Genomic DNA, 17248 nt, shown 5'->3' with positions numbered 1-17248 from the left:
TACCGTCACCAGACTGCCTGACTTTGGGCTTCCACGGCAACGGACGAAGGGCATTTCATGCGTATCGCGATCACGGGTGCCAGCGGCAATGTGGGAACAGCACTCCTGCGCAGGCTTCAGAGGGCCCGGCAGGAACACCCCGGCGGACTGGAACTGGTGGGCATCAGCCGCCGCACGCCGGACACTTCACAGCCGCCCTATGCCGGCGTCGAGTGGCACTCCCTGGACGTTGGTGCCGAGGGTGCGGCGCAGGACTTGGCCAAGGCCTTCGCCGGGGCCGACGCCGTGATGCACCTTGCCTGGCAGATCCAGCCGAACCGGGACCTCCCGCAACTGCACCGCACCAATGTCACCGGCACTGCCAACATGCTGGCGGCTGCCCGGGAAGCAGGAGTGAATCACGTGGTGTGCGCCTCCTCGGTTGGCGCGTACAGCAAGGCACCCAAGGACCGTCGCGTGGATGAATCCTGGCCTGCAGGAGGCATGGAGGGCTCACATTACAGCCGGGACAAGGCCGAGCAGGAAAAGCTGCTGGACAGGTTCGCGGCGGATAATCCGTCGGTTACCGTGGCCAGGCTGCGCCCCGGGCTCATCTTCCAAGGTCAGGCCGGAAGCGAAATCGGCAGGTACTTCCTGGGGTGGGTCCACCCGAGGTTCGTCCCACGCCGGCCGGCGTTGCCAATATTGCCGATTCCCGAGGAACTGATCTTTCAGGCGGTGCATGCCGACGACGTCGCGGAGGCGTACTGGCGTGTGCTTGAGCGCAGGGCTGGCGGCCCCTTCAATGTGGCGGCCGAGCCGGTGGTCACGCCGCAAAACCTGGCCCGGCTCTTTTCCGCCAAGAGGATCCTCCCCGTCCCGGTACGCGCTCTCCACGCCTTCGTCGGTGCCACCTGGCGGCTGCGGCTGCAGCAGACAGACTCGGGATGGGTGGAGATGGCGGCAGGCGCGCCGATCATGGACACCAGCCGGATCCGGAACGAGCTCGGCTGGGAGCCGCAAACGCCGTCGCTGGAGGCCATCCGTGAAGTGATAGAGGGCATGGGAAAGGGCGCCGGCGCGCCGGCGTCCCCGCCGCTCAAACCGCGGCGCACCCTCTCGACGTTCATGCGCCGGAACTGAGTCCCCGGCCGCTCTTTACGGAGGGCGCATACGGCCGACGACGGTTACTCGCGCGGGGTGCTCCGCCGGGTAGCGTCCGTGGTGGTGTCGGCATCCGGGCGGGCATCAACGTTGCGCGCATCATCTGCCCGCGCGTCGTCGGCCCGCGAACCCATGTCGCGCGCAGCCATGTCCCGTTCCCCCATACGCGCGTCGTCAGCCCTGGTGTCATTGTCGCGCCGGTTGCCGTCCTCGTCCACATCCGGGTCTAGAGCATTGGCTTTGTGCTGGTGCTTCTCCGCATCCGTCCGGAAGTCCTGCGCGGCCGACTGCCGCTGCTCGGCCTCCTGGCGAAGCCGCGCCGCCTCGACCTGCGCCTTCTCGGCGTCGGCCTTGGCATGCATGGCCCGGGCTTCGTTTTCGCGCGCCTCAAGGTCGGCGTTCTCAGCTTTCCTGCGGACCTCAGCAGCGTGCTGGCGGTTCTGCTCATCCCGCTTCTGCCGGAACGCCTCCCGGCGCTTGCGGCTGGACATCAGAAGCACCACGATGAGCGCGATGACGACGATTACGACGACGATCCAAATCCAGGCAGTTGGGTCCACAGTGGATCCACCTCTCTCTTTTCCAGCACGTCATTTCCGGCAGAATCCGGCCGCTGGCACCCGGCGTAGCGCTGCCGGAGGGGCGGCCGATTGAACTAGCGGCAATCAGGGTACTTACTATCTAATAGTAACCATGCTTACTATTTTATGGCGAGTGATTGTCGGTTGCACTCGGCAACCGGCACTCTGGAGAGGGATCAAACATGACGGAGAACCAACGGCCGAAGGGCGCGACCCCGCCCGTCGGGGACAGGACCGGTGCCGACAGTACTGGTGCTGACAGGACCGGCCCCGATGAGGCCAGCGCCAGCCAGGATCCCAACCCGCTGGCTTCCGGCCAGCTGGTTGAGACTCCGCAGTCGGACACCCGGATGGCGGACGATCCCCTGGGTGGGAAGCAGCCGGCCGACGATCCGCTGGGGAGCGACCCTCTCACGCTGGACCGCCGCAATCCGCCCAGGGCGCCCGGAGTGTAGCGACCCGAACCCTGTAGCGACCAGAACCTGATGCGACTCGAAGCACGACCCGCGAGCCCGAACCCCTGATAGCGGGCAGGGAACGATCCGCGACGCCGGAACACGTCCCGCCCGCAACGAAAGGATGCCCTCATGGCGACGAAAGAAGCCCCGGAAAGCAGCACCGCAAAGGCGGGCAGCGCCCCTACCCCGGATGACGCGCGAAAGCCGGCAAGTCCCACGGATGTGGACAAGCCATCGTGGAAGTACATTGCCCGCAAAACGCTGCGTGAATTCACGGCGGACCAATGCCCCGACCTCGCCGCGGGGCTTACCTATTACGCGATCTTCTCGCTCTTTCCCGCCCTGCTCGCCCTCGTTTCGCTGCTCGGCATCTTTGGACAAGCGGAAAAGACGACGGCGGCACTCTTGGAAATCGTCCAGGGCGTCGCGCCCGGGCAGGCGGTGGAGATGATCCGCGGCCCGATTCAGGAACTGACCACATCACCGGCAGCCGGCTTCACCCTGGTTATCGGTCTCTTGACAGCCCTCTGGTCCGCTTCAGGGTATGTGAACGCGTTCGGCCGGGCAATGAACCGGATTTACGAGATTGATGAAGGCCGGGGCTTCGTAAAGCTTCGCGGGACCATGCTCGCGGTCACTGTGATCTCCCTGATCATCGTTGCCCTACTGGCGGCCATGCTGGTCATCAGCGGCCCGGTGGCAGAGGCCGTCGGCGATGTCATGGGTCTGGGCGGGGTCTTCCTGACCGTGTGGAACATCGCGAAGTGGCCGGTCATTGTGGCACTGGTGATCGTCGTCATTGCCATCCTCTATTACGCCACTCCTAACATCCGCCAGCCAAAGTTCCGCTGGATGAGCCTGGGTTCCCTCATCGCCCTGCTCATTTTTGTGCTGGCCTCTGTGGGTTTTGGGTTCTACGTGGGGAACTTCAGCAACTACAACAAAACGTACGGTGCCATCGGTGGCGTGATCGTCATGCTGCTGTGGCTCTGGATCCTGAACATGTCCCTGCTTTTTGGCGCGGAGTTCGACGCCGAGATGGAGCGTGGCCGGCAGCTGCAGGCGGGCATTGAGGCCGAGGAAACCCTCCAGCTTCCGCCCCGCGACACCAAGAAGAGCGACAAGCTCCAGGAGAAGGAAGAGGAAGACATCCGGCTGGGACGCGAGCTGCGCGAGAAATACAGCGAACAGGGCAACGGCCGAGACGGCAGCGACCCTAACGGTAGCCACGACGACGGCCGTAAGGGCAGCAGTGATGCCTCCACCCGCAGGGACAAGGGCGATAGCTAGTAGCGACTGGGACGTGTACTGTCTGTGGCTGTGACGGCGAAGCCTTTCCGCCGCAGCTGTTCCACCAGGGCGCGGTCCCCGACCTCGACGTGCGCACCGGCGGACGTGAGGCGGGCAAGCAGCCCTCCGGCACCGAGGGATTCGTCGTCCGGATGGGCAACCAGAACGACGAACTCCATCCGGGCCAGCCCGGCCGACTCCACCCGCAGTTCGCCGACCGCGCCCAGGCCACCGGCTGCCCAGGCAGCCTCATCCGCGCCGGCATCCGCGTGCGAGAACGTCACCACGCGTGCTCCCCCTTGAGGGTGAGCGCGCCCAGCTGGGCGTCGTCACGCGTGGCGTGGTGCTGCCGCACGTAGAGGGACAGGTCCGCCATGCACTTGCCGTACCGTTCGTCGAATGCCAGGGGGCCGGGCCCCAGGTTCTGGCTCACCAGGAGCTGGACGCGTTCGACGGCGGCAGCAACAGTTCCCCGGACCCGGAGCGCTTCGCTCCACCCACCTATGGCACTGCCATTGAGTTCAGCCCCGCCCTCGGTGTTGGGCTCGCCGTCGTCCGCTTCCTGGCCGGATTCCTGGCCCGCCCGGGCGGCGCCAGCCTGGGCAGCGTCCACGGCCTGAGCTGCCCGGGCAAGGTACTGGATGGTGGAGGTCAGGATCCGGTCCACTTCGCCGAGGGCGGCCAGCGCCACCTGGTCGGGCTCGCGTTGGGAGCGGGCGCCCCGTAGGAGCGCGGCTTCGAAGTGCCGTCCGAGCGCCACGGCGCCGCCCAGCCAGCACGCGGCAACGCCCATGCCGCCCCACGCAAAGCCTGGACGCTGCAAGTACCAGCCGTCACCCCCAAGCGGCACGGCCGGTACCCGGTCGAAGTGGACCGTTCCGCTGGGGATTTCACGCAGTCCGCGGCTGGTCCATTCCGGCACGTCACACGTGACGCCGGCAGCCCTGAGATCGACCGCAAAGGCGGCCCGGCCGCCGGCCTCGGTGTGCGCGGTCACCACGGCGTGGTCCACGAACTGGGCCAGCGAGCACCAGGGTTTGGAGCCGTTCAGCTGCACGCCAACGGCTTTCCCAGCGGGTTCTGCCCCGCCGGATTCTGCCTCCGCTGTGGACCGCCCGTCAGCGGAGGCGGACACCTGTCCGGCCGTCAGGCGCGTGCCGGGGGCCTCGGCCGCGTATACGCCCCACGATCCAGTGAAAGATTCTGGCGTTCCCGCCTGGGACAGGATGGCGCCGGCATCCAGGTGTGGTTCAAGAACCCGCGCGGCGGCGACGTCCACCGCTGCCACCGATGCCAGCAGTCCCCAGAGTTGGGGAGTCCGCCCGTCACCGGGCTTCGGCGCGGAACGGCCGGCCTGCTGGGCGATGGCCAGCAGGGCAGGCACGTCCCCCACGGCCGAAGCGACCCTGTCCTGTAGCCGCTCGACGTCCAGCGAAGGTCCGGCATCCAGCACAGGCCCGGTTTCCGGCACGGGTTCGACGTCGGCCTTCCAGGCCGGGGCCGGGCTGAGGCGGACGGGCTGCCACTGGCGGTGCGGAGTGTTCATGCAGCGTCCGCTGAAAGGTCGTCTGCTGACAAGTCGTCCGCTGACAAGCGGTATGGCCAGGTCATGGCGCTGCTATTCCTTTTCGGCTGTGGTCACCGAGGCCGAGGCCGGCATCACTTCCGCGTTGACCATCCAAGCCAGCTGCTCAAGCCGGGTGATGGCCTCGTGCAGGAGGTCCGCGCTCGTGGGATCTTCTTCATCCACGTCGTCGTGGACCTCGCGGATGGTCTTGACCGTTTGTTCGAGCCTCGCGGTAATGAGCTTGGCGGTGTCCTTGGTGACGGTCAGGCCGGCAGGATACTGTTCCAGTCTGGTGCCGGACGAGACGGTGGCGCTCCGGCCGTCCGGAAGTGCGTGGAGCGAACGCATGCGCTCAGCGGTCTGGTCGGCGAGCAGCCGGGCACTGTCCACGATCTCGTCCAGCTGCAGATGCAGGTCGCGAAAGTTGGTGCCCACCAGGTTCCAGTGCGCCTGCTTGCCCTGAACGTGCAGCTCGACCAGGTCGGTGAGGACCTTCTGCAGATTGCTGGCCAGAGTCTCGGATGCTTTCATGTCTTCCTCCGCTGCCGTCACCGATGGGTTTCCATGCCTGGCCGGCCGGGCAGCCGGCCAGGTTGATTCCCAGCATACTTATTCTTTTTGGCAGGGCATCTGCCTCAGCGGCCGAAGGGCCACAGCACCGTTGCCTGCAGCGATTCCAACGGCACGCTCCCATAGGTGCGTGAGTCGATGGAACCTGCCCGGTTGTCGCCCAGGACGAAGACGTGCCCGGCAGGCACCGTGACGGGACCAAAGTAGGTGCCGTCAATGCGGCTGTGGTCGATCCCCGGCTCGGCCTGCGGGATCCCGTCCACCACCAGCATCGAATCCTCGATGGCAACGGTTTGGCCCCCGAAGGCAATGGCCCGCTTCACAGCAGGGTTCCCGTCCTCCGGGCTCGTGAACACCACCAGGTCTCGGGTCCTGAGGGAACCCAACGCCGGCCCGGGCTTGAACATCAGCACCGTGCTGCCCTTGGGCAGGGTCGGTTCCATGCTTTCCGAGCTGACCGTCACCGGGTCCACCAGCCACAGGCGGGAGGCGAGCAGACCGGCGGCCAGCAGCACCGCCGTCGTGATTGTTCTCCCCCGAAAACCCTGCCGGGCGGATCCGGCAGGGTTCTCGGGGGCCACTCGGCTGTCAGGGGCCGCCCTGGGTTTTGGATCGGCCCTGTGCGCCGCTAGCCGTCCCATTGGGGCAGCGCCGCCGTCATGGGGTCGTTGGGATCTTTGTCATCTTCCACGAGGTGGATGTGCACGGGGTGGAACCAGCCGGACCTGTTCTCGATTTCCCAGACCTCGACGGCGTTCAGGCCAACCTCTGCGGCGGCCTTCTTGCAGCCGCTGGCGATGACGTCCTGCCATCTGTCGTCGTCGGTGGTCCACATGTTGGTGACGTCGTTCCGCTTGACCCGGAACTTCGTGGCCTGCTTCCAGGTCGGGTCGCTGGTGTTTGCCGTGCTCATGCTTCGAGGATCTCGCGGCGTACTTGGAAAAAGCCGGACCGGGGCTGGGGATCGCGGGGGTTGCCGGAGACCACCCCCAATTGGGCCCCCCAAAACGATGGTTTAAATCGGTCTCCCGACTCGGAGTCCGCACCGTTCCGGGCGGCAGCCGGGGACGTGCCACGGCTTGGGACCTCGCAGAGACCGCTCCCCACCGGTTAAATCCGACCTTTATCCAAGGTAAGGCGTTCAGTGTTGGGGCAGTTGGGAACGCATTTCCCGGCTTGGCCTTGAAGGTACTGGGGGCCACGAATCGAGTGTCCACAAGGAGTCTCAATGTTTTCGCTATCTGTACGGCCAAAGATGCCTGACGGAGCCAAGCGCTCCGGTCCAGCGCACCGCAAGTCCTCCACAACCGCCGGCCGCATTGCCCCGGCTGTTGCCGGCGCCCTCCTCGCCGCCGCCCTGTCGCCCCTCGGCGCTATTCCTGCCAACGCTGAAACTGCCGGCGTGGGCCCGGTTGACTCCACCGGGTTCCCCACCTGGTATTCGGATGGTACGGTCCGGCTGCAGCTCTGCTACCAGGCAGGGAAGGGCTGCCTCTCTGAACCTCCAAACCCGGACCAGCCAGCGTCCTACCCGGGCAACTTTCCCGAGGAGGCATTCTGGTTTGCCGCGTCCGCGGATGTCGGAACGATCGGCAGCTATGAGGCGGCCTTGGAAGCGGCACATGTCAACGGTCCGGTCGTGCCTGGCGAGCAGATGGGCTTCGCCCGCCTGCGGTTCCGTTTTGTTGGCCTGCGGCCCAACGCGCAGTACACCGTCACCCACCCCTACGGCGTTGCGACGTTCACGGCTGACGCCGACGGGATCATCAACGAGACGACCGACGCCGGCGCCTGCGCGCCTACCGACACCGTGGCTTGCGACTGGGCCGGCGTCGGTCGCGCCTTCCTGGGCGACTTTGGCAGGGGGACCACGGCAACGTTCCTCCGTCAAGTGGGCGCCCCAGCCGGTACGCTCGGCGACATCAACACGGCACGGGCTGTCACTGGCGCCCCCTCGGGAAACAACTTCGTGACGGTCGCCGGGCCTGACGCCGGCGGGCCGGGCGTCAATACCGTCACCGTGAGCTCCTTTACCGTCCAGGGCCTGATCGCAACCGACTCCGTCGGAGGTCCCAATACCCCCGATCTGGCTGCAGCCAGCGACAGCGGCCGCTCCAACTCCGATAACATCACTAACGTGACCGCGCCCACCATCACGGGCACGCTGCCCGCAGGAACCGCGGGCCCCGTTCAGCTGGTCGTGGACAATGGCGCCCCGAGGGCCACCACCCTCACCGGTTCCACCTATTCCCTGAAGCTGGCACCGCTGGCCCAGGGCCTCCACTCCGTAAAGGCGGTCGCTGGTGGACTGAATTCCGGGACCCTCAACTTCACCGTGGACACCACGGCTCCGGCCGTTGCGGTAACGGCACCTTTCCCGTCCACGCCCAGCCTGGACAACACGCCGTCGCTTAGCTTCAGCAGCAGTGACCCCCAGGCCAGGTTCGAGTGCCGGCTGCAGCCCACCAACCAGGCCTGGGACACCACCTGCGCCTCGCCGAAAACCTGGGACGCGCAGGTCAACGGGTTCTACACCTTTGGCGTCCGCGCCACGGATGCGGCGGGCAACGTCGCTATTGCCAGCCGTAACGTGCGTATCGGTACGGGCACCGGTGTCACAAGCGTCCCGCAGGACTTCAATGGCGACGGACGGGCCGACCTCGTTACACGGGACTCCAGCGGCGTCCTCTGGACCTACCTGGGCAACGGCTCGGGTACCTTCCCGACCCGTACCAGGGTCGGTGCCGGCTGGAACTCCATGAACTCGATCAGCGCCACCGGAGACCTCACCGGCGACGGGCGTGCTGACCTGGTGGCCCGCGACTCCAGCGGAGTCCTCTGGACCTACCGCGGAAGCGGCTCTGGCACTTTCCCGACGAGGGTTCGTGTCGGCGCTGGTTGGAATGCCATGAAGAACATCAGCGCCGCCGCTGACCTCAACGGCGACGGGCGGAATGACCTGCTGGCAGTCGACGCCGGCGGCGTCCTCTGGAGCTACGCCGGCAACAATGCGGGCACTTTCCCGTCCCGTATCAGGGCCGGCGCAGGTTGGAACGGCATGGCCATCAGCGCTGCTGGCGACCTCAACCGTGACGGCAAGGCTGACCTGGTTGCCCGGGACTCCCGGGGGATTCTCTGGTCCTACCTGGGCAACGCCGCGGGTGCATTCCCGACCCGGGTCAGCGCCGGTGCAGGCTGGAACGCCATGAACGCCATCAGCGGCGCCGCAGACCTCAACGGAGACGGACGCGACGACCTCGTAGCCCGGGACACCAGCGGAGTTCTCTGGTCCTACATGGGTAACGGTGCCGGCGGGTTCCCGAACCGGGTCAGGGTCGGTGGTGGCTGGAACATCATGAGCGCACTCAGCTAACTGCTGAAGTACCGCCACTAAAATAGGTACCGCCCTCGTACATCCAGTGCGAGGGCGGTGCCTATTTTATGTGTCGCCTAACGCACCACGGCCAGCGCGAAGCCGTCCCAGCCCTTTGACCCCACGGTCTGGATGACAGTGGCGTCCAGCCGGCTGTCCTCCCCCATCATCTTCAGCGCACCGATAATTCCGGGGGCGTTGACTTCATCCAGGGACGGGTCCAGCGCCACCCCCTCCCACACGACGTTGTCCATCACGATGCTGGTTCCGGCTCTGCCCAGCCGCACCGCCCACTCCAGGTACTGCGGGTTGTTTTCCTTGTCCGCATCAATGAAGACGAAGTCGAACGGCTCGGCTCCTTCGTCTTCGAGGGCTGCGAGAGTGTCCAGCGCCGCGCCTATCCGGATCTCCACCTTGTGGCCCACTCCGGCCGCGTCCACGTTGGCCCGGGCCACCTCGGCATGCTTAGGGAGGTATTCGCACGTCACCAGCCGGCCGTCGTCGGGCATGCCCTGGGCCATCCAGATGGTGCTGAAGCCAGCAAGGGTGCCGATCTCCAGCACCCTCCGGGCACCGGACGCCGTCACCAGCAGCTTTAACAGCTTTCCGGCGTTCGGTGTCACCTCGATCGGCGGCATCCCGGCCTCTTCGGCGGACCTGACGGCGCGCTGGACGGCATCGTCGGGGTGGACGACGACGTCTGACAGGTACTCTTCTACGGCAGCCCACTCGGGCCGCGGCTTGTGCTCAAACATGGGCACAGTCTTCCAGCAAGCGCCGCGCCCGGCTAGGCTCCCGTCAGTCGGCCTCCGTCAGGGCACCGCCCAGCGCATCCTCCAGTCGCTCGACCTTCGCGGTGAGTTCGCCGGAATAGCCCGGCCGGATGTCGGCCTTGATGACCAGGGAAACCCTGCTGCCGAATTTCCCCACCGCCTCGGTGGCCCGCCTGACCACGTCGAACACCTCGTCCCATTCACCCTCGATGGTGGTGAACATGGAGTCCGTCGTATTCGGCAGTCCGGATTCCCGGACAACCTTGACGGCGGCAGCCACGGCGTCGTGCACGGAGGCATCCCCGGCACCCGCCGCGGCGTAGGCAGGATCAGCGGGAATTCCGGAAGGGGCGACTGAAAATGCAAGCAACATGCGTCCAGTCTGTCATGGCGGCATCTGCCGCCCGGAGCGTGTGCTGTGTCATATTCGGCGCTACCAACCGGTAACGGAGTCAGGCTGACACAGCGTTGCTAACCTTGATTTCATGAACCTCGCAGTAGAGCGCAAGCCACTTCGTGCTGACGCTGCACGCAATGTGGACAAGATCATCAATGCCGCCCGCGAGTGTTTCCGTCAGTATGGCCCGGATGTTCCGCTGCAGACCATCGCCTCCACAGCGGGCGTGGGTCCGGCAACATTGTTCCGGAACTTCTCCGACAAGGAACAACTCGTCCTGGCCGCACTCAACCGCCAACTCCGGCTCAACGTGGACCCGGTCATCGATGTTGCCCTTGCCGGTACGGATGCGGCCGAGGGCCTGTTCCGGGTCATCGACGCCGTGATGACCGCGGCCAGTGACAACGCCAACCTGCTCGGGGCCGTGGCCGGCCGGCGGGACTTGCTCACCGGCATCACCGGAAGCCTGATCGAGTCCGTTGGCGTACTCCTCGGCCGCGGCCAGGACCAGGGCGCCCTGCGCGTAGATATTTCACTGACGGACATGGTGCGGCTCCTGGCGATGCTGATCGGAGTAGTCGACACGATGGAGCCGGGTTCAGACGCGTGGCGCCGCCCGGCCGCCCTTGTCGAAGACGCCATCCGCGCCGAACGGCCCACCAGGTCGCTGCCTCCCCAGGTGCCGCTCCCGTCCTCGCAGTTCGAGTAGAAGGCGGCCCGGAAACAAGGACCGGCATATTCCGCACACAGCGCTTGCACAGTAAGCTAGGCACACCGGTGGGTTAGGCAGCCAGCCTCGGGCATTCCAAATACGGAGCACAGCATGTCATTCTTTCCATGCATTTATCTGAAACCGGCCGTGGCACCATGAACCGCTCACAGCTTGCTCAGTTCATGAAACATGCATCGGACCCTGAAACGACCCTGGTGGCAGCCTCCACGGATGAGCTTGCCATCATCGTGGACGCACTCTACCGGAACCTCGATACCCCGACGCCGGTGTTCGGCGCCCAGGACTGGTATGACCTCGCCACTGAAGAACTCGCCAGGCGCTCCGAGCCGGCTTCCCCGGACGCTTACGGCGCCGCTTAAGTCCCGGCCAAGGAGCCTGGCCCACGGAGCCTGGCCGCGCTTCCGGTCCGCCTGGGCCTCGGACTCACCTGAGCGGCTCAGGCCCGGCGGACAACGAATGCAGGGCGGCGGCCAGGCATTCGCTCATCGCCTGCAGCGCGATCAGTTGCGCTTCCCGCACCTGGGGCTTGGGAGCGTTGATGCAAATCGATTCATCCGCAGCCTGGGCCAGCGGGTTGGGCGCCGCCCCCGTCACCGCCCAGACTGTGGCTCCGGCTGCCCGCGCCGCCGCCGTCGCCTCCAGCAGGGCATGCCGGTGCCCGCTGGCGGAGACCACCAGGAGGACGTCGTCAGAACGAATGTGCGCCCGCACCTGGCTGGCGACCTCGTCCGCGTGCCCCTGCGCGATTTCGATGGCGCTGACGGGCGCAGCACCTGCTGACACACCCGGCCGCAGGGCAATGACGGAAAACGGCTGGCGCTCACCGGCGTGGCGTCCCAGCAGCTCTGCGGTGAACTGCTGCACTTCCGCCGCAGAACCGGCACTTCCCGCCGTGAGCAGGCGGTTTCCGGAAATCAGGCGGCGGGCCAGTTCCTCGCCCCAGCCAGCCAGGCGCGAGGATTCGTTCCGCAGGGAGGCCAACGCGGGGCCCACCTGGCGCAGGTGCTCGAGGACGATGTCCACCGGGGCTTTCATTTCGAACGGCGCGTCGGTGGCACGGGTACGCGAGAGTCTGCTGACGGCCTTCATTTTTGCATTCACCGCTTGAATGGTTATGACTGCTGGCTTCTTAGCTACTTAGAGCATACAACGGCCGTGATCCACGTCACTCAAATGTCACACCGGCCTGGCTGACGTCCCGGCTGCTCAGTTCCACCCACCCAGCCGGAGCAAGGCCGCAGCTCCCGCCCCTGCCAGCACAACCACCAGGAAGGGCGCCCGAAGGAACAGTGCCACAGCTGCGGCCGCCAGGGCGCCCAGCCGGGCATCGGGTACCAGGGCCTGCCCGCTGGCCAGGGTGTTGACGATCGTCAGGGACGCCAGCAACCCGATGGTCATGGTTCCTGCCATCCGGGACATTCTGGGGTTCTGCAGCAGGCTGGCCGGGAGCAGGTAGCCCACCAGCTTCCATGCGTAGGCGAAGAGGCAGGCGAGCAGCAACCACACCCACAGACTCATGTGGCACCTCCGGTGCCCGCGTGCTGGCCGGGGTGCCGCTCCGCATAGGGGTCGATGTCCGGTTCAAGCCCTTCGTCCTGGCGGCCATGGCTGAGCCAGCCGATGACGGCGGCCACCACTGCGGCAATCAGGATGGGGACGCCCGCCGGGACGAACGGCACAGCCAGCACAGTTGCCAGGGCACAGACGACGGCGATCGCCACCGGTTCCCGGCCCTTGAGCCGCGGCCACAACAGACCGAGGAACGCCGCGACGGCCGCGCCGTCGAGCCCCCACTGTTTCGGGTCTCCCAGCGCACCTCCAGCCAGTGCACCCACCGCGGTGAAGACATTCCAGAGGACCAAGATGCCGATGCCCGCGGCCCAAAAGCCCCTGTGCTGCTCGTCAGGATCGGACTGCCCGGTACTTGTGGCCGTGGACTCGTCAATGGTCAGCTGGGCGGCGGCGTACCGGCGCCACCCCCGCGGCCGGAGCAGCACGTTGAGCTGCATTCCGTATATCCCGTTGCGCATTCCCAGCAGCGTGGCGGCCCCCATGGCGGCGAAACCCGAGCCGCCGCCGGCCACTACCCCGATGAACGCAAACTGGGAGCCGCCGCTGAAGAGCAGGAAGCTCAATGCCATGGTCTGCCAGAAGTCCAGGCCCGAGGTCACGGAGAGCGCACCGAAGGACACCCCGTACAGGCCGGTGGCGACGCTGATGGACAGGCCAACGCGGACCGCAGGGGAACGCAGGAGTTTCGGGGGCCAGGTGATGGGCATGCCACCACTCAATCACAGCGGCGGCTGTGATTGAGTGGTGGCCGAGCTTGCCGCCAGGGCTGGGTGCCGGAGCTGGGCCAGGACCTGAGCCGGCCGGTTGGTGGTGATCTCATGGATGCCCAGGCCCCGGCACAACGCCACGTCGTCTTCCTCGTCCACGGTCCAGACCCGGAATCGGCGGCCGGAATCCAACCAGCGCCGCACTGTGCCGGCGTGCTGGCGGACGTAGTCGATGCCCGGTCCGGCAATACCCGCTTCGCCGTCGTTGATAATCCGTTCACCCTCCAGCTGCGCGGCCTTCATCACGTTGGCCACGGCACTGCCCGTGAAAGGCCCCAGCCCCAGTTCCTCACGGATTCCGGTGACGTTCACGTCATCCACGAGCTGGCAGATGAACTCGCCGGGGATGGCCTTGCGCAGGTGCCTGACCGAGTCGGGGCTGAAGCTCATGAAGGTCACCCGGATGTTGCCCAACCTGGACGTCCCGGCGTTCCAGCCTTCGGCCCGCAGCACCTCCAGCACCCTGTCCTCCAGCTTCAGCTGGTAGGGGCTGGGATGCTTCAGCTCGATGGCCAGCCCGATGTCCCTCCCGGCGGCCCGCAGCAGGTCCAGCAGGTCCGGCAGGGCCAGGAACTGTTCGGATCTGGGCCCGTAGGCCTCTGGGATCCGGACGCCCTTCCAGGAGCAAAAATCCAGCAGCCGCAGCTGGTCGACGGTCCGTTCGGCCACGGGGCCTGTGCCGTCCGAGGTCCGGTCCAGGTTGGAGTCGTGCAGCAGGACAACGTGCTGGTCACGGGTGAGGTGCACATCGCATTCCACACCGTCCGCGCCGTCGGCGAGCGCCCGGAGATAGGCGGCACGGGTGTGCTCGGCGAAATCCGCGCTGGCACCCCGGTGGGCGTAGACCAGGGGACGGGTTAGTGCTGACTCGTCGGCTGTCATGGTCACACGTTAGCCGACCGCGTCCGCCAAAGCGGGGCTAGGCTTGGCACATGCAGGTGAACTCTGAACCAACCACCCAGCAAGATCTGGCGGAGGAGCTTTCCCCGGAAAGCCCCGAGCGGCACGACGGACAGGGCGGCCGCACTCCGGCGCGTCCCGCCGTCGTACGTCAGCTCACGGCGGGCGACGCCGAAAAGGCGGCCGCGCTCCGGAAGATGAAACTGGTGGCACTCTGCCTGCTCATTGCCATGGCTGTGGTGTTCGTCGTGGCCTTCGCGCTGCAGAAGCAGTACCCGTGGCTGGAGTACGTCCGGGCCGCGGCCGAAGGCGGCATGGTGGGCGCCCTGGCCGACTGGTTCGCAGTGACGGCCCTGTTCCGCTATCCCATGGGGCTGAAGATCCCGCACACCGCCATCATTCCGCGCCGCAAGGACCAGATCGGCGCGTCCCTGGGCGAGTTCGTGGAGACAAACTTCCTCTCCGAACAGGTGGTCCAGGACAAGCTGGCCAGTATCAACATCTCCGGCAAGGTGGGCAGCTGGCTGTCGGGGCCGGGCGGCGCCGAGCGCGTGGCCAAAGAGGGTGCAGCCGTCATCCGCGGTACGTTCAAAGTGCTGAACGACGACGACGTCCAGGCCGTTATCGAGGGCATGGTCCGCAAGCATCTCCTGGCTCCCCCGTGGGGCCCGCCCGTGGGACGCATGGCCGAGCGGATCTTCGCCGACGGGCACCACCACAAGCTGGTGGACCTCCTCGTGGACCGGGCAGCGGACTGGGTGGCGGCCAACCACCAGACGGTAAGCCGGCTCGTCACAGAACGCTCCCCGCAGTGGGTGCCCAGCTTCGTGGACGGCCTGGTGGGGGACAAGGTCTACATCGAGCTGCTGAAATTCACCCGCGCGGTCCAGGACGACCAGCAGCACCAGGTCCGGCTGTCCATCGACAAGTACCTGACGGACCTGGCCCAGGACCTGCAGCACGATCCCGCCATGATCGCCCGCGCGGAGGGCATCAAGGCGCAGGTGCTCGGCGACCCGGAGGTCCGGGAACTGGCGTCCCGGACCTGGGCCACCGTCAAGGGCGCGCTGCTCACCGCCGTCGACGATCCGGACAGCGAACTGACGGTGAAGTTCAAGGCGGCCGTCCGTGATTTCGGCACCCGGCTGGTCAACGACGACGAGCTGGCAGGCAAGGTCAACGCCTGGATCGGCGATGCCGCCGGCTATTTGGTCCGCACCTATCGGTCAGACATCGCCGGGGTGATCACGGATACGGTGGCCCGCTGGGATGCCGAGGAAACGTCGCAGAAGATCGAACTCCAGGTGGGCAAGGACCTGCAGTTCATCCGGATCAACGGCACTGTGGTGGGCTCGCTCGCCGGGCTCGCCATCTTCACGGTGGCCCACCTGACGTTCGGCTGACGGGCTGCGCCCCTGCTGACCGGTTTTAGGCGAACGGCGCCAGTTCCACGCCGGCTTCCTCCAGTCCTGCGCGGACGGCGGCAGCCATGTCCACAGCGCCCGGGGTGTCGCCGTGGATGCACAGGGAATCCGGGTCCACCCGGACCACAGTCCCGTCCACCGCCACCACCTCGCCCTTGAGCGCCAGGCGCACTGCCCGCTCAACAATCGGCCCGACGTCGTGCAGCACCGCCCCCTCCTGCGAGCGCGGCACCAGGGTGCCGTCCGGCAGGTAGGCGCGGTCCACGAACGCCTCACGGAAGACGGGATGCCCGGCGTCCTGGGCCTGCTTCAGCAGCTCCGAACCCGGCAGCCCCAGGATAGGCAGGCCGGGATCGTAGGCTTGGATGGCTGCCACCAGGGCGGAAGCCTGCTCGGCATCGTGGAATGCCCGGTTGTAGAGGGCACCGTGCGGCTTGACGTAGTCCACGGTGGCGCCCACCGCGTGCGCTACCCCGTCGAGCGCCCCGAGCTGGTACAGGACGTCGCCGAACAGCTCGTCGAAGGACATGTCCAGGGAGCGCCGCCCGAAGCCGGCGAGGTCCCGGTAGCCAACGTGGGCGCCGACCGTGACGTCCAGTTCATAGGCGGCGCGGCAGCTGTCGAGCATGGTCACGGGGTCTCCGGCGTGGAAGCCGCAGGCCACGTTGGCGCTGGTGATGAGCTCGAACATGGCCGCGTCATCACCCATGGTCCAGGAGCCGAAGGACTCCCCGAGGTCAGCGTTCAGATCCACCCGTACCACCTTCCCTTGTACCACTTTCCAGCGACCGGCCGGCTGGCGATCCGGCACCCGGATCTGCTGTTTCCGCGGCCCTAAGCTCTCCCGGAACAGTGTCCGGCATCGGCCCAAACGCCTCTTTCGCGTTGGCCACGACGGCCCTGCCCATCATGAGGTTACCGGCGCCGCCCACTACCGCTCCGATGCCGAACGGCAGCGCACGTCCGAACAGGGCGGTTCCCTGCCGCCTGAGCAGGTTCCGCAGGAAGGCCTTCTGGATGCGCTCACGGATGAAACCGAACCCGGACGACGGCATCCTGTTGGCCAACGCATTTCCCCAGGCCTGGCTGGCACCCTTGCCCTTGCCCATGGCCTGGCCGCTGAGCGAGCCAAGCAGCGCGGACCCCTCCTCGCCGAGCATCACGGCCATCACCAGGGTGCTGGCCTTCTCCGGGTCCGTCATCCGGATCCCGTGCAGTTCGGCCAGCGAGGTGGCGTACAGGGCCGTCGCTTCGAGGAAGCCAACGGTGGCGGCAGCAGAGAGCCCCAGGGACGCCACCGTGCCAACACCCGGAACGACGGCGGTGGCACCGACCAGCGCTCCCCCGCCTGTCACTGCCCGAAGATAGTCGCGTTCAAGGATGTCCGCGAGCTGGGCCGCCGATGCCCGCGGGGTGCGGCGCTGGAGCCGGCGGATGTTCGCCACCACCAGCGGGCGCTGGATCTCCACTGCCCGCAACAGCAGGTTGTGAACGCCGGGCTTGGGATTGCCGTGGGCGTCGAACACGGCGTTGTGGGCTGTTTCCTGCGCGATTTTCATCGCGGGGTTGCGTCGCTTGGCCATCATCACCTCTACCTCTGAACAACCGGCAGCCGGAGACCGCCGTCTAGCCTTAACACTAGGCCACACCCCAACATACCAAGCATGCTGATCACTGCGGTGCTGTGCCAGCCTGTCACA

Annotated in this window: 21 protein-coding genes; 7 read left to right on the top strand and 14 right to left on the bottom strand. The window is 66.6% G+C overall.

Translation table 11 applies throughout. The annotated features are described in order from the left end of the window. The first annotated feature begins 57 nt into the window (after window positions 1-57). Window positions 58-1122, top strand: coding sequence for an NAD-dependent epimerase/dehydratase family protein (locus QFZ23_RS03540; RefSeq protein WP_306920559.1), 1065 nt, complete (start codon window positions 58-60; stop codon window positions 1120-1122). A 44-nt stretch (window positions 1123-1166) separates the two neighbouring features. Here QFZ23_RS03540 and QFZ23_RS03535 read toward each other — a convergent pair whose 3' ends face one another. Further along, window positions 1167-1703 (bottom strand): hypothetical protein, encoded by a 537-nt coding sequence (locus QFZ23_RS03535; RefSeq protein ID WP_306920558.1) that lies wholly within the window; start codon window positions 1701-1703, stop codon window positions 1167-1169. Between the two features lie 203 nt (window positions 1704-1906). Here QFZ23_RS03535 and QFZ23_RS03530 point away from each other — a divergent pair, with 203 nt between their 5' ends. Continuing rightward, window positions 1907-2179: a hypothetical protein gene (locus tag QFZ23_RS03530; RefSeq protein WP_306920557.1), complete on the top strand. Its 273-nt coding sequence runs from the start codon at window positions 1907-1909 to the stop codon at window positions 2177-2179. A gap of 132 nt (window positions 2180-2311) precedes the next feature. Further along, window positions 2312-3472, top strand: a complete 1161-nt coding sequence (locus tag QFZ23_RS03525; RefSeq protein ID WP_306920556.1) for a YihY/virulence factor BrkB family protein — start codon at window positions 2312-2314, stop codon at window positions 3470-3472. Here QFZ23_RS03525 and QFZ23_RS03520 read toward each other — a convergent pair. From QFZ23_RS03520 to QFZ23_RS03500, 5 genes are all read right to left on the bottom strand, one after another. Beyond that, complete coding sequence (locus tag QFZ23_RS03520; RefSeq protein ID WP_306920555.1) at window positions 3469-3759, bottom strand: PIG-L family deacetylase; 291 nt, start codon at window positions 3757-3759, stop codon at window positions 3469-3471. The genes QFZ23_RS03525 and QFZ23_RS03520 overlap by 4 nt on opposite strands. Further along, window positions 3753-5018, bottom strand: coding sequence for an acyl-CoA dehydrogenase family protein (locus QFZ23_RS03515; RefSeq protein WP_306920554.1), 1266 nt, complete (start codon window positions 5016-5018; stop codon window positions 3753-3755). Before QFZ23_RS03515 ends, QFZ23_RS03520 begins: the two co-directional genes overlap by 7 nt. Window positions 5019-5090: 72 nt before the next feature. Beyond that, window positions 5091-5570, bottom strand: a complete 480-nt coding sequence (locus QFZ23_RS03510) for a Dps family protein (protein WP_306920553.1) — start codon at window positions 5568-5570, stop codon at window positions 5091-5093. 104 nt (window positions 5571-5674) lie between these two features. After that, on the bottom strand, window positions 5675-6124 hold the full coding sequence (gene lepB / locus QFZ23_RS03505) for a signal peptidase I (protein WP_373427841.1): 450 nt from the start codon (window positions 6122-6124) through the stop codon (window positions 5675-5677). Window positions 6125-6237: 113 nt separating this feature from the next. After that, entirely contained in the window at window positions 6238-6522 is a 285-nt protein-coding gene (locus QFZ23_RS03500; protein ID WP_306920551.1) for a multicopper oxidase domain-containing protein, read from the bottom strand. Between the two features lie 315 nt (window positions 6523-6837). Here QFZ23_RS03500 and QFZ23_RS03495 point away from each other — a divergent pair, with 315 nt between their 5' ends. Further along, window positions 6838-8982: a VCBS repeat-containing protein gene (locus QFZ23_RS03495; protein ID WP_306920550.1), complete on the top strand. Its 2145-nt coding sequence runs from the start codon at window positions 6838-6840 to the stop codon at window positions 8980-8982. Window positions 8983-9059: 77 nt separating this feature from the next. On the opposite strand, the gene QFZ23_RS03490 is transcribed toward QFZ23_RS03495, so the two are convergent. Then, the gene (locus QFZ23_RS03490) at window positions 9060-9737 is read right to left on the bottom strand and encodes an O-methyltransferase (protein WP_306920549.1); all 678 of its coding nucleotides are present in this window, start codon (window positions 9735-9737) and stop codon (window positions 9060-9062) included. A gap of 43 nt (window positions 9738-9780) precedes the next feature. Next, a complete protein-coding gene (locus tag QFZ23_RS03485) occupies window positions 9781-10128 on the bottom strand; it encodes a thiamine-binding protein (protein WP_306920548.1) in 348 nt (115 codons plus the stop codon). A 112-nt stretch (window positions 10129-10240) separates the two neighbouring features. Here QFZ23_RS03485 and QFZ23_RS03480 point away from each other — a divergent pair, with 112 nt between their 5' ends. Continuing rightward, window positions 10241-10861 (top strand): TetR/AcrR family transcriptional regulator, encoded by a 621-nt coding sequence (locus QFZ23_RS03480; protein ID WP_306920547.1) that lies wholly within the window; start codon window positions 10241-10243, stop codon window positions 10859-10861. Window positions 10862-11046: 185 nt separating this feature from the next. Next, window positions 11047-11244, top strand: coding sequence for a hypothetical protein (locus QFZ23_RS03475; protein WP_306920546.1), 198 nt, complete (start codon window positions 11047-11049; stop codon window positions 11242-11244). 64 nt (window positions 11245-11308) lie between these two features. On the opposite strand, the gene QFZ23_RS03470 is transcribed toward QFZ23_RS03475, so the two are convergent. The 4 genes from QFZ23_RS03470 to QFZ23_RS03455 form a co-directional block, all read right to left on the bottom strand. Then, window positions 11309-11986, bottom strand: coding sequence for an SIS domain-containing protein (locus QFZ23_RS03470; RefSeq protein WP_306920545.1), 678 nt, complete (start codon window positions 11984-11986; stop codon window positions 11309-11311). A gap of 105 nt (window positions 11987-12091) precedes the next feature. Continuing rightward, window positions 12092-12403 (bottom strand): AzlD domain-containing protein, encoded by a 312-nt coding sequence (locus QFZ23_RS03465; RefSeq protein ID WP_306920544.1) that lies wholly within the window; start codon window positions 12401-12403, stop codon window positions 12092-12094. Continuing rightward, window positions 12400-13164, bottom strand: a complete 765-nt coding sequence (locus QFZ23_RS03460) for an AzlC family ABC transporter permease (protein WP_306920543.1) — start codon at window positions 13162-13164, stop codon at window positions 12400-12402. Before QFZ23_RS03460 ends, QFZ23_RS03465 begins: the two co-directional genes overlap by 4 nt. A 12-nt stretch (window positions 13165-13176) precedes the next feature. Next, on the bottom strand, window positions 13177-14106 hold the full coding sequence (locus QFZ23_RS03455) for a glycerophosphodiester phosphodiesterase (RefSeq protein WP_306920542.1): 930 nt from the start codon (window positions 14104-14106) through the stop codon (window positions 13177-13179). Window positions 14107-14156: 50 nt separating this feature from the next. Here QFZ23_RS03455 and QFZ23_RS03450 point away from each other — a divergent pair, with 50 nt between their 5' ends. Beyond that, window positions 14157-15527, top strand: coding sequence for a DUF445 domain-containing protein (locus QFZ23_RS03450; protein WP_306920541.1), 1371 nt, complete (start codon window positions 14157-14159; stop codon window positions 15525-15527). A gap of 25 nt (window positions 15528-15552) precedes the next feature. On the opposite strand, the gene QFZ23_RS03445 is transcribed toward QFZ23_RS03450, so the two are convergent. Together QFZ23_RS03445 and QFZ23_RS03440 are read right to left on the bottom strand one after the other, a co-directional pair. Next, window positions 15553-16302, bottom strand: coding sequence for a LamB/YcsF family protein (locus tag QFZ23_RS03445; RefSeq protein ID WP_306920540.1), 750 nt, complete (start codon window positions 16300-16302; stop codon window positions 15553-15555). Further along, window positions 16286-17131: a hypothetical protein gene (locus QFZ23_RS03440; protein WP_306926636.1), complete on the bottom strand. Its 846-nt coding sequence runs from the start codon at window positions 17129-17131 to the stop codon at window positions 16286-16288. Before QFZ23_RS03440 ends, QFZ23_RS03445 begins: the two co-directional genes overlap by 17 nt. Window positions 17132-17248: the final 117 nt, after the last annotated feature.

Source organism: Arthrobacter globiformis (assembly GCF_030818015.1).
Taxonomy (GTDB): Bacteria; Actinomycetota; Actinomycetes; order Actinomycetales; family Micrococcaceae; genus Arthrobacter; species Arthrobacter globiformis_C.
The sequence above is the reverse complement of the archived record's forward strand: the minus strand, read 5'-3'. Positions and strand labels throughout refer to the sequence as shown.

Bases quoted from the DNA above. Each gene is read 5' to 3' on its own strand.
- QFZ23_RS03490 (WP_306920549.1), bottom strand. From the start codon at position 9,737: ATGTTTGAGCACAAGCCGCGGCCCGAGTGGGCTGCCGTAGAAGAGTAC.
- QFZ23_RS03480 (WP_306920547.1), top strand. From the start codon at position 10,241: ATGAACCTCGCAGTAGAGCGCAAGCCACTTCGTGCTGACGCTGCACGC.
- QFZ23_RS03530 (WP_306920557.1), top strand. From the start codon at position 1,907: ATGACGGAGAACCAACGGCCGAAGGGCGCGACCCCGCCCGTCGGGGAC.
- QFZ23_RS03455 (WP_306920542.1), bottom strand. From the start codon at position 14,106: ATGACAGCCGACGAGTCAGCACTAACCCGTCCCCTGGTCTACGCCCAC.
- QFZ23_RS03510 (WP_306920553.1), bottom strand. From the start codon at position 5,570: ATGAAAGCATCCGAGACTCTGGCCAGCAATCTGCAGAAGGTCCTCACC.
- QFZ23_RS03500 (WP_306920551.1), bottom strand. From the start codon at position 6,522: ATGAGCACGGCAAACACCAGCGACCCGACCTGGAAGCAGGCCACGAAG.
- QFZ23_RS03515 (WP_306920554.1), bottom strand. From the start codon at position 5,018: ATGAACACTCCGCACCGCCAGTGGCAGCCCGTCCGCCTCAGCCCGGCC.
- QFZ23_RS03465 (WP_306920544.1), bottom strand. From the start codon at position 12,403: ATGAGTCTGTGGGTGTGGTTGCTGCTCGCCTGCCTCTTCGCCTACGCA.
- QFZ23_RS03440 (WP_306926636.1), bottom strand. From the start codon at position 17,131: ATGGCCAAGCGACGCAACCCCGCGATGAAAATCGCGCAGGAAACAGCC.
- QFZ23_RS03485 (WP_306920548.1), bottom strand. From the start codon at position 10,128: ATGTTGCTTGCATTTTCAGTCGCCCCTTCCGGAATTCCCGCTGATCCT.
- QFZ23_RS03540 (WP_306920559.1), top strand. From the start codon at position 58: ATGCGTATCGCGATCACGGGTGCCAGCGGCAATGTGGGAACAGCACTC.
- QFZ23_RS03525 (WP_306920556.1), top strand. From the start codon at position 2,312: ATGGCGACGAAAGAAGCCCCGGAAAGCAGCACCGCAAAGGCGGGCAGC.
- QFZ23_RS03475 (WP_306920546.1), top strand. From the start codon at position 11,047: ATGAAACATGCATCGGACCCTGAAACGACCCTGGTGGCAGCCTCCACG.
- QFZ23_RS03495 (WP_306920550.1), top strand. From the start codon at position 6,838: ATGTTTTCGCTATCTGTACGGCCAAAGATGCCTGACGGAGCCAAGCGC.
- QFZ23_RS03460 (WP_306920543.1), bottom strand. From the start codon at position 13,164: ATGCCCATCACCTGGCCCCCGAAACTCCTGCGTTCCCCTGCGGTCCGC.
- QFZ23_RS03450 (WP_306920541.1), top strand. From the start codon at position 14,157: ATGCAGGTGAACTCTGAACCAACCACCCAGCAAGATCTGGCGGAGGAG.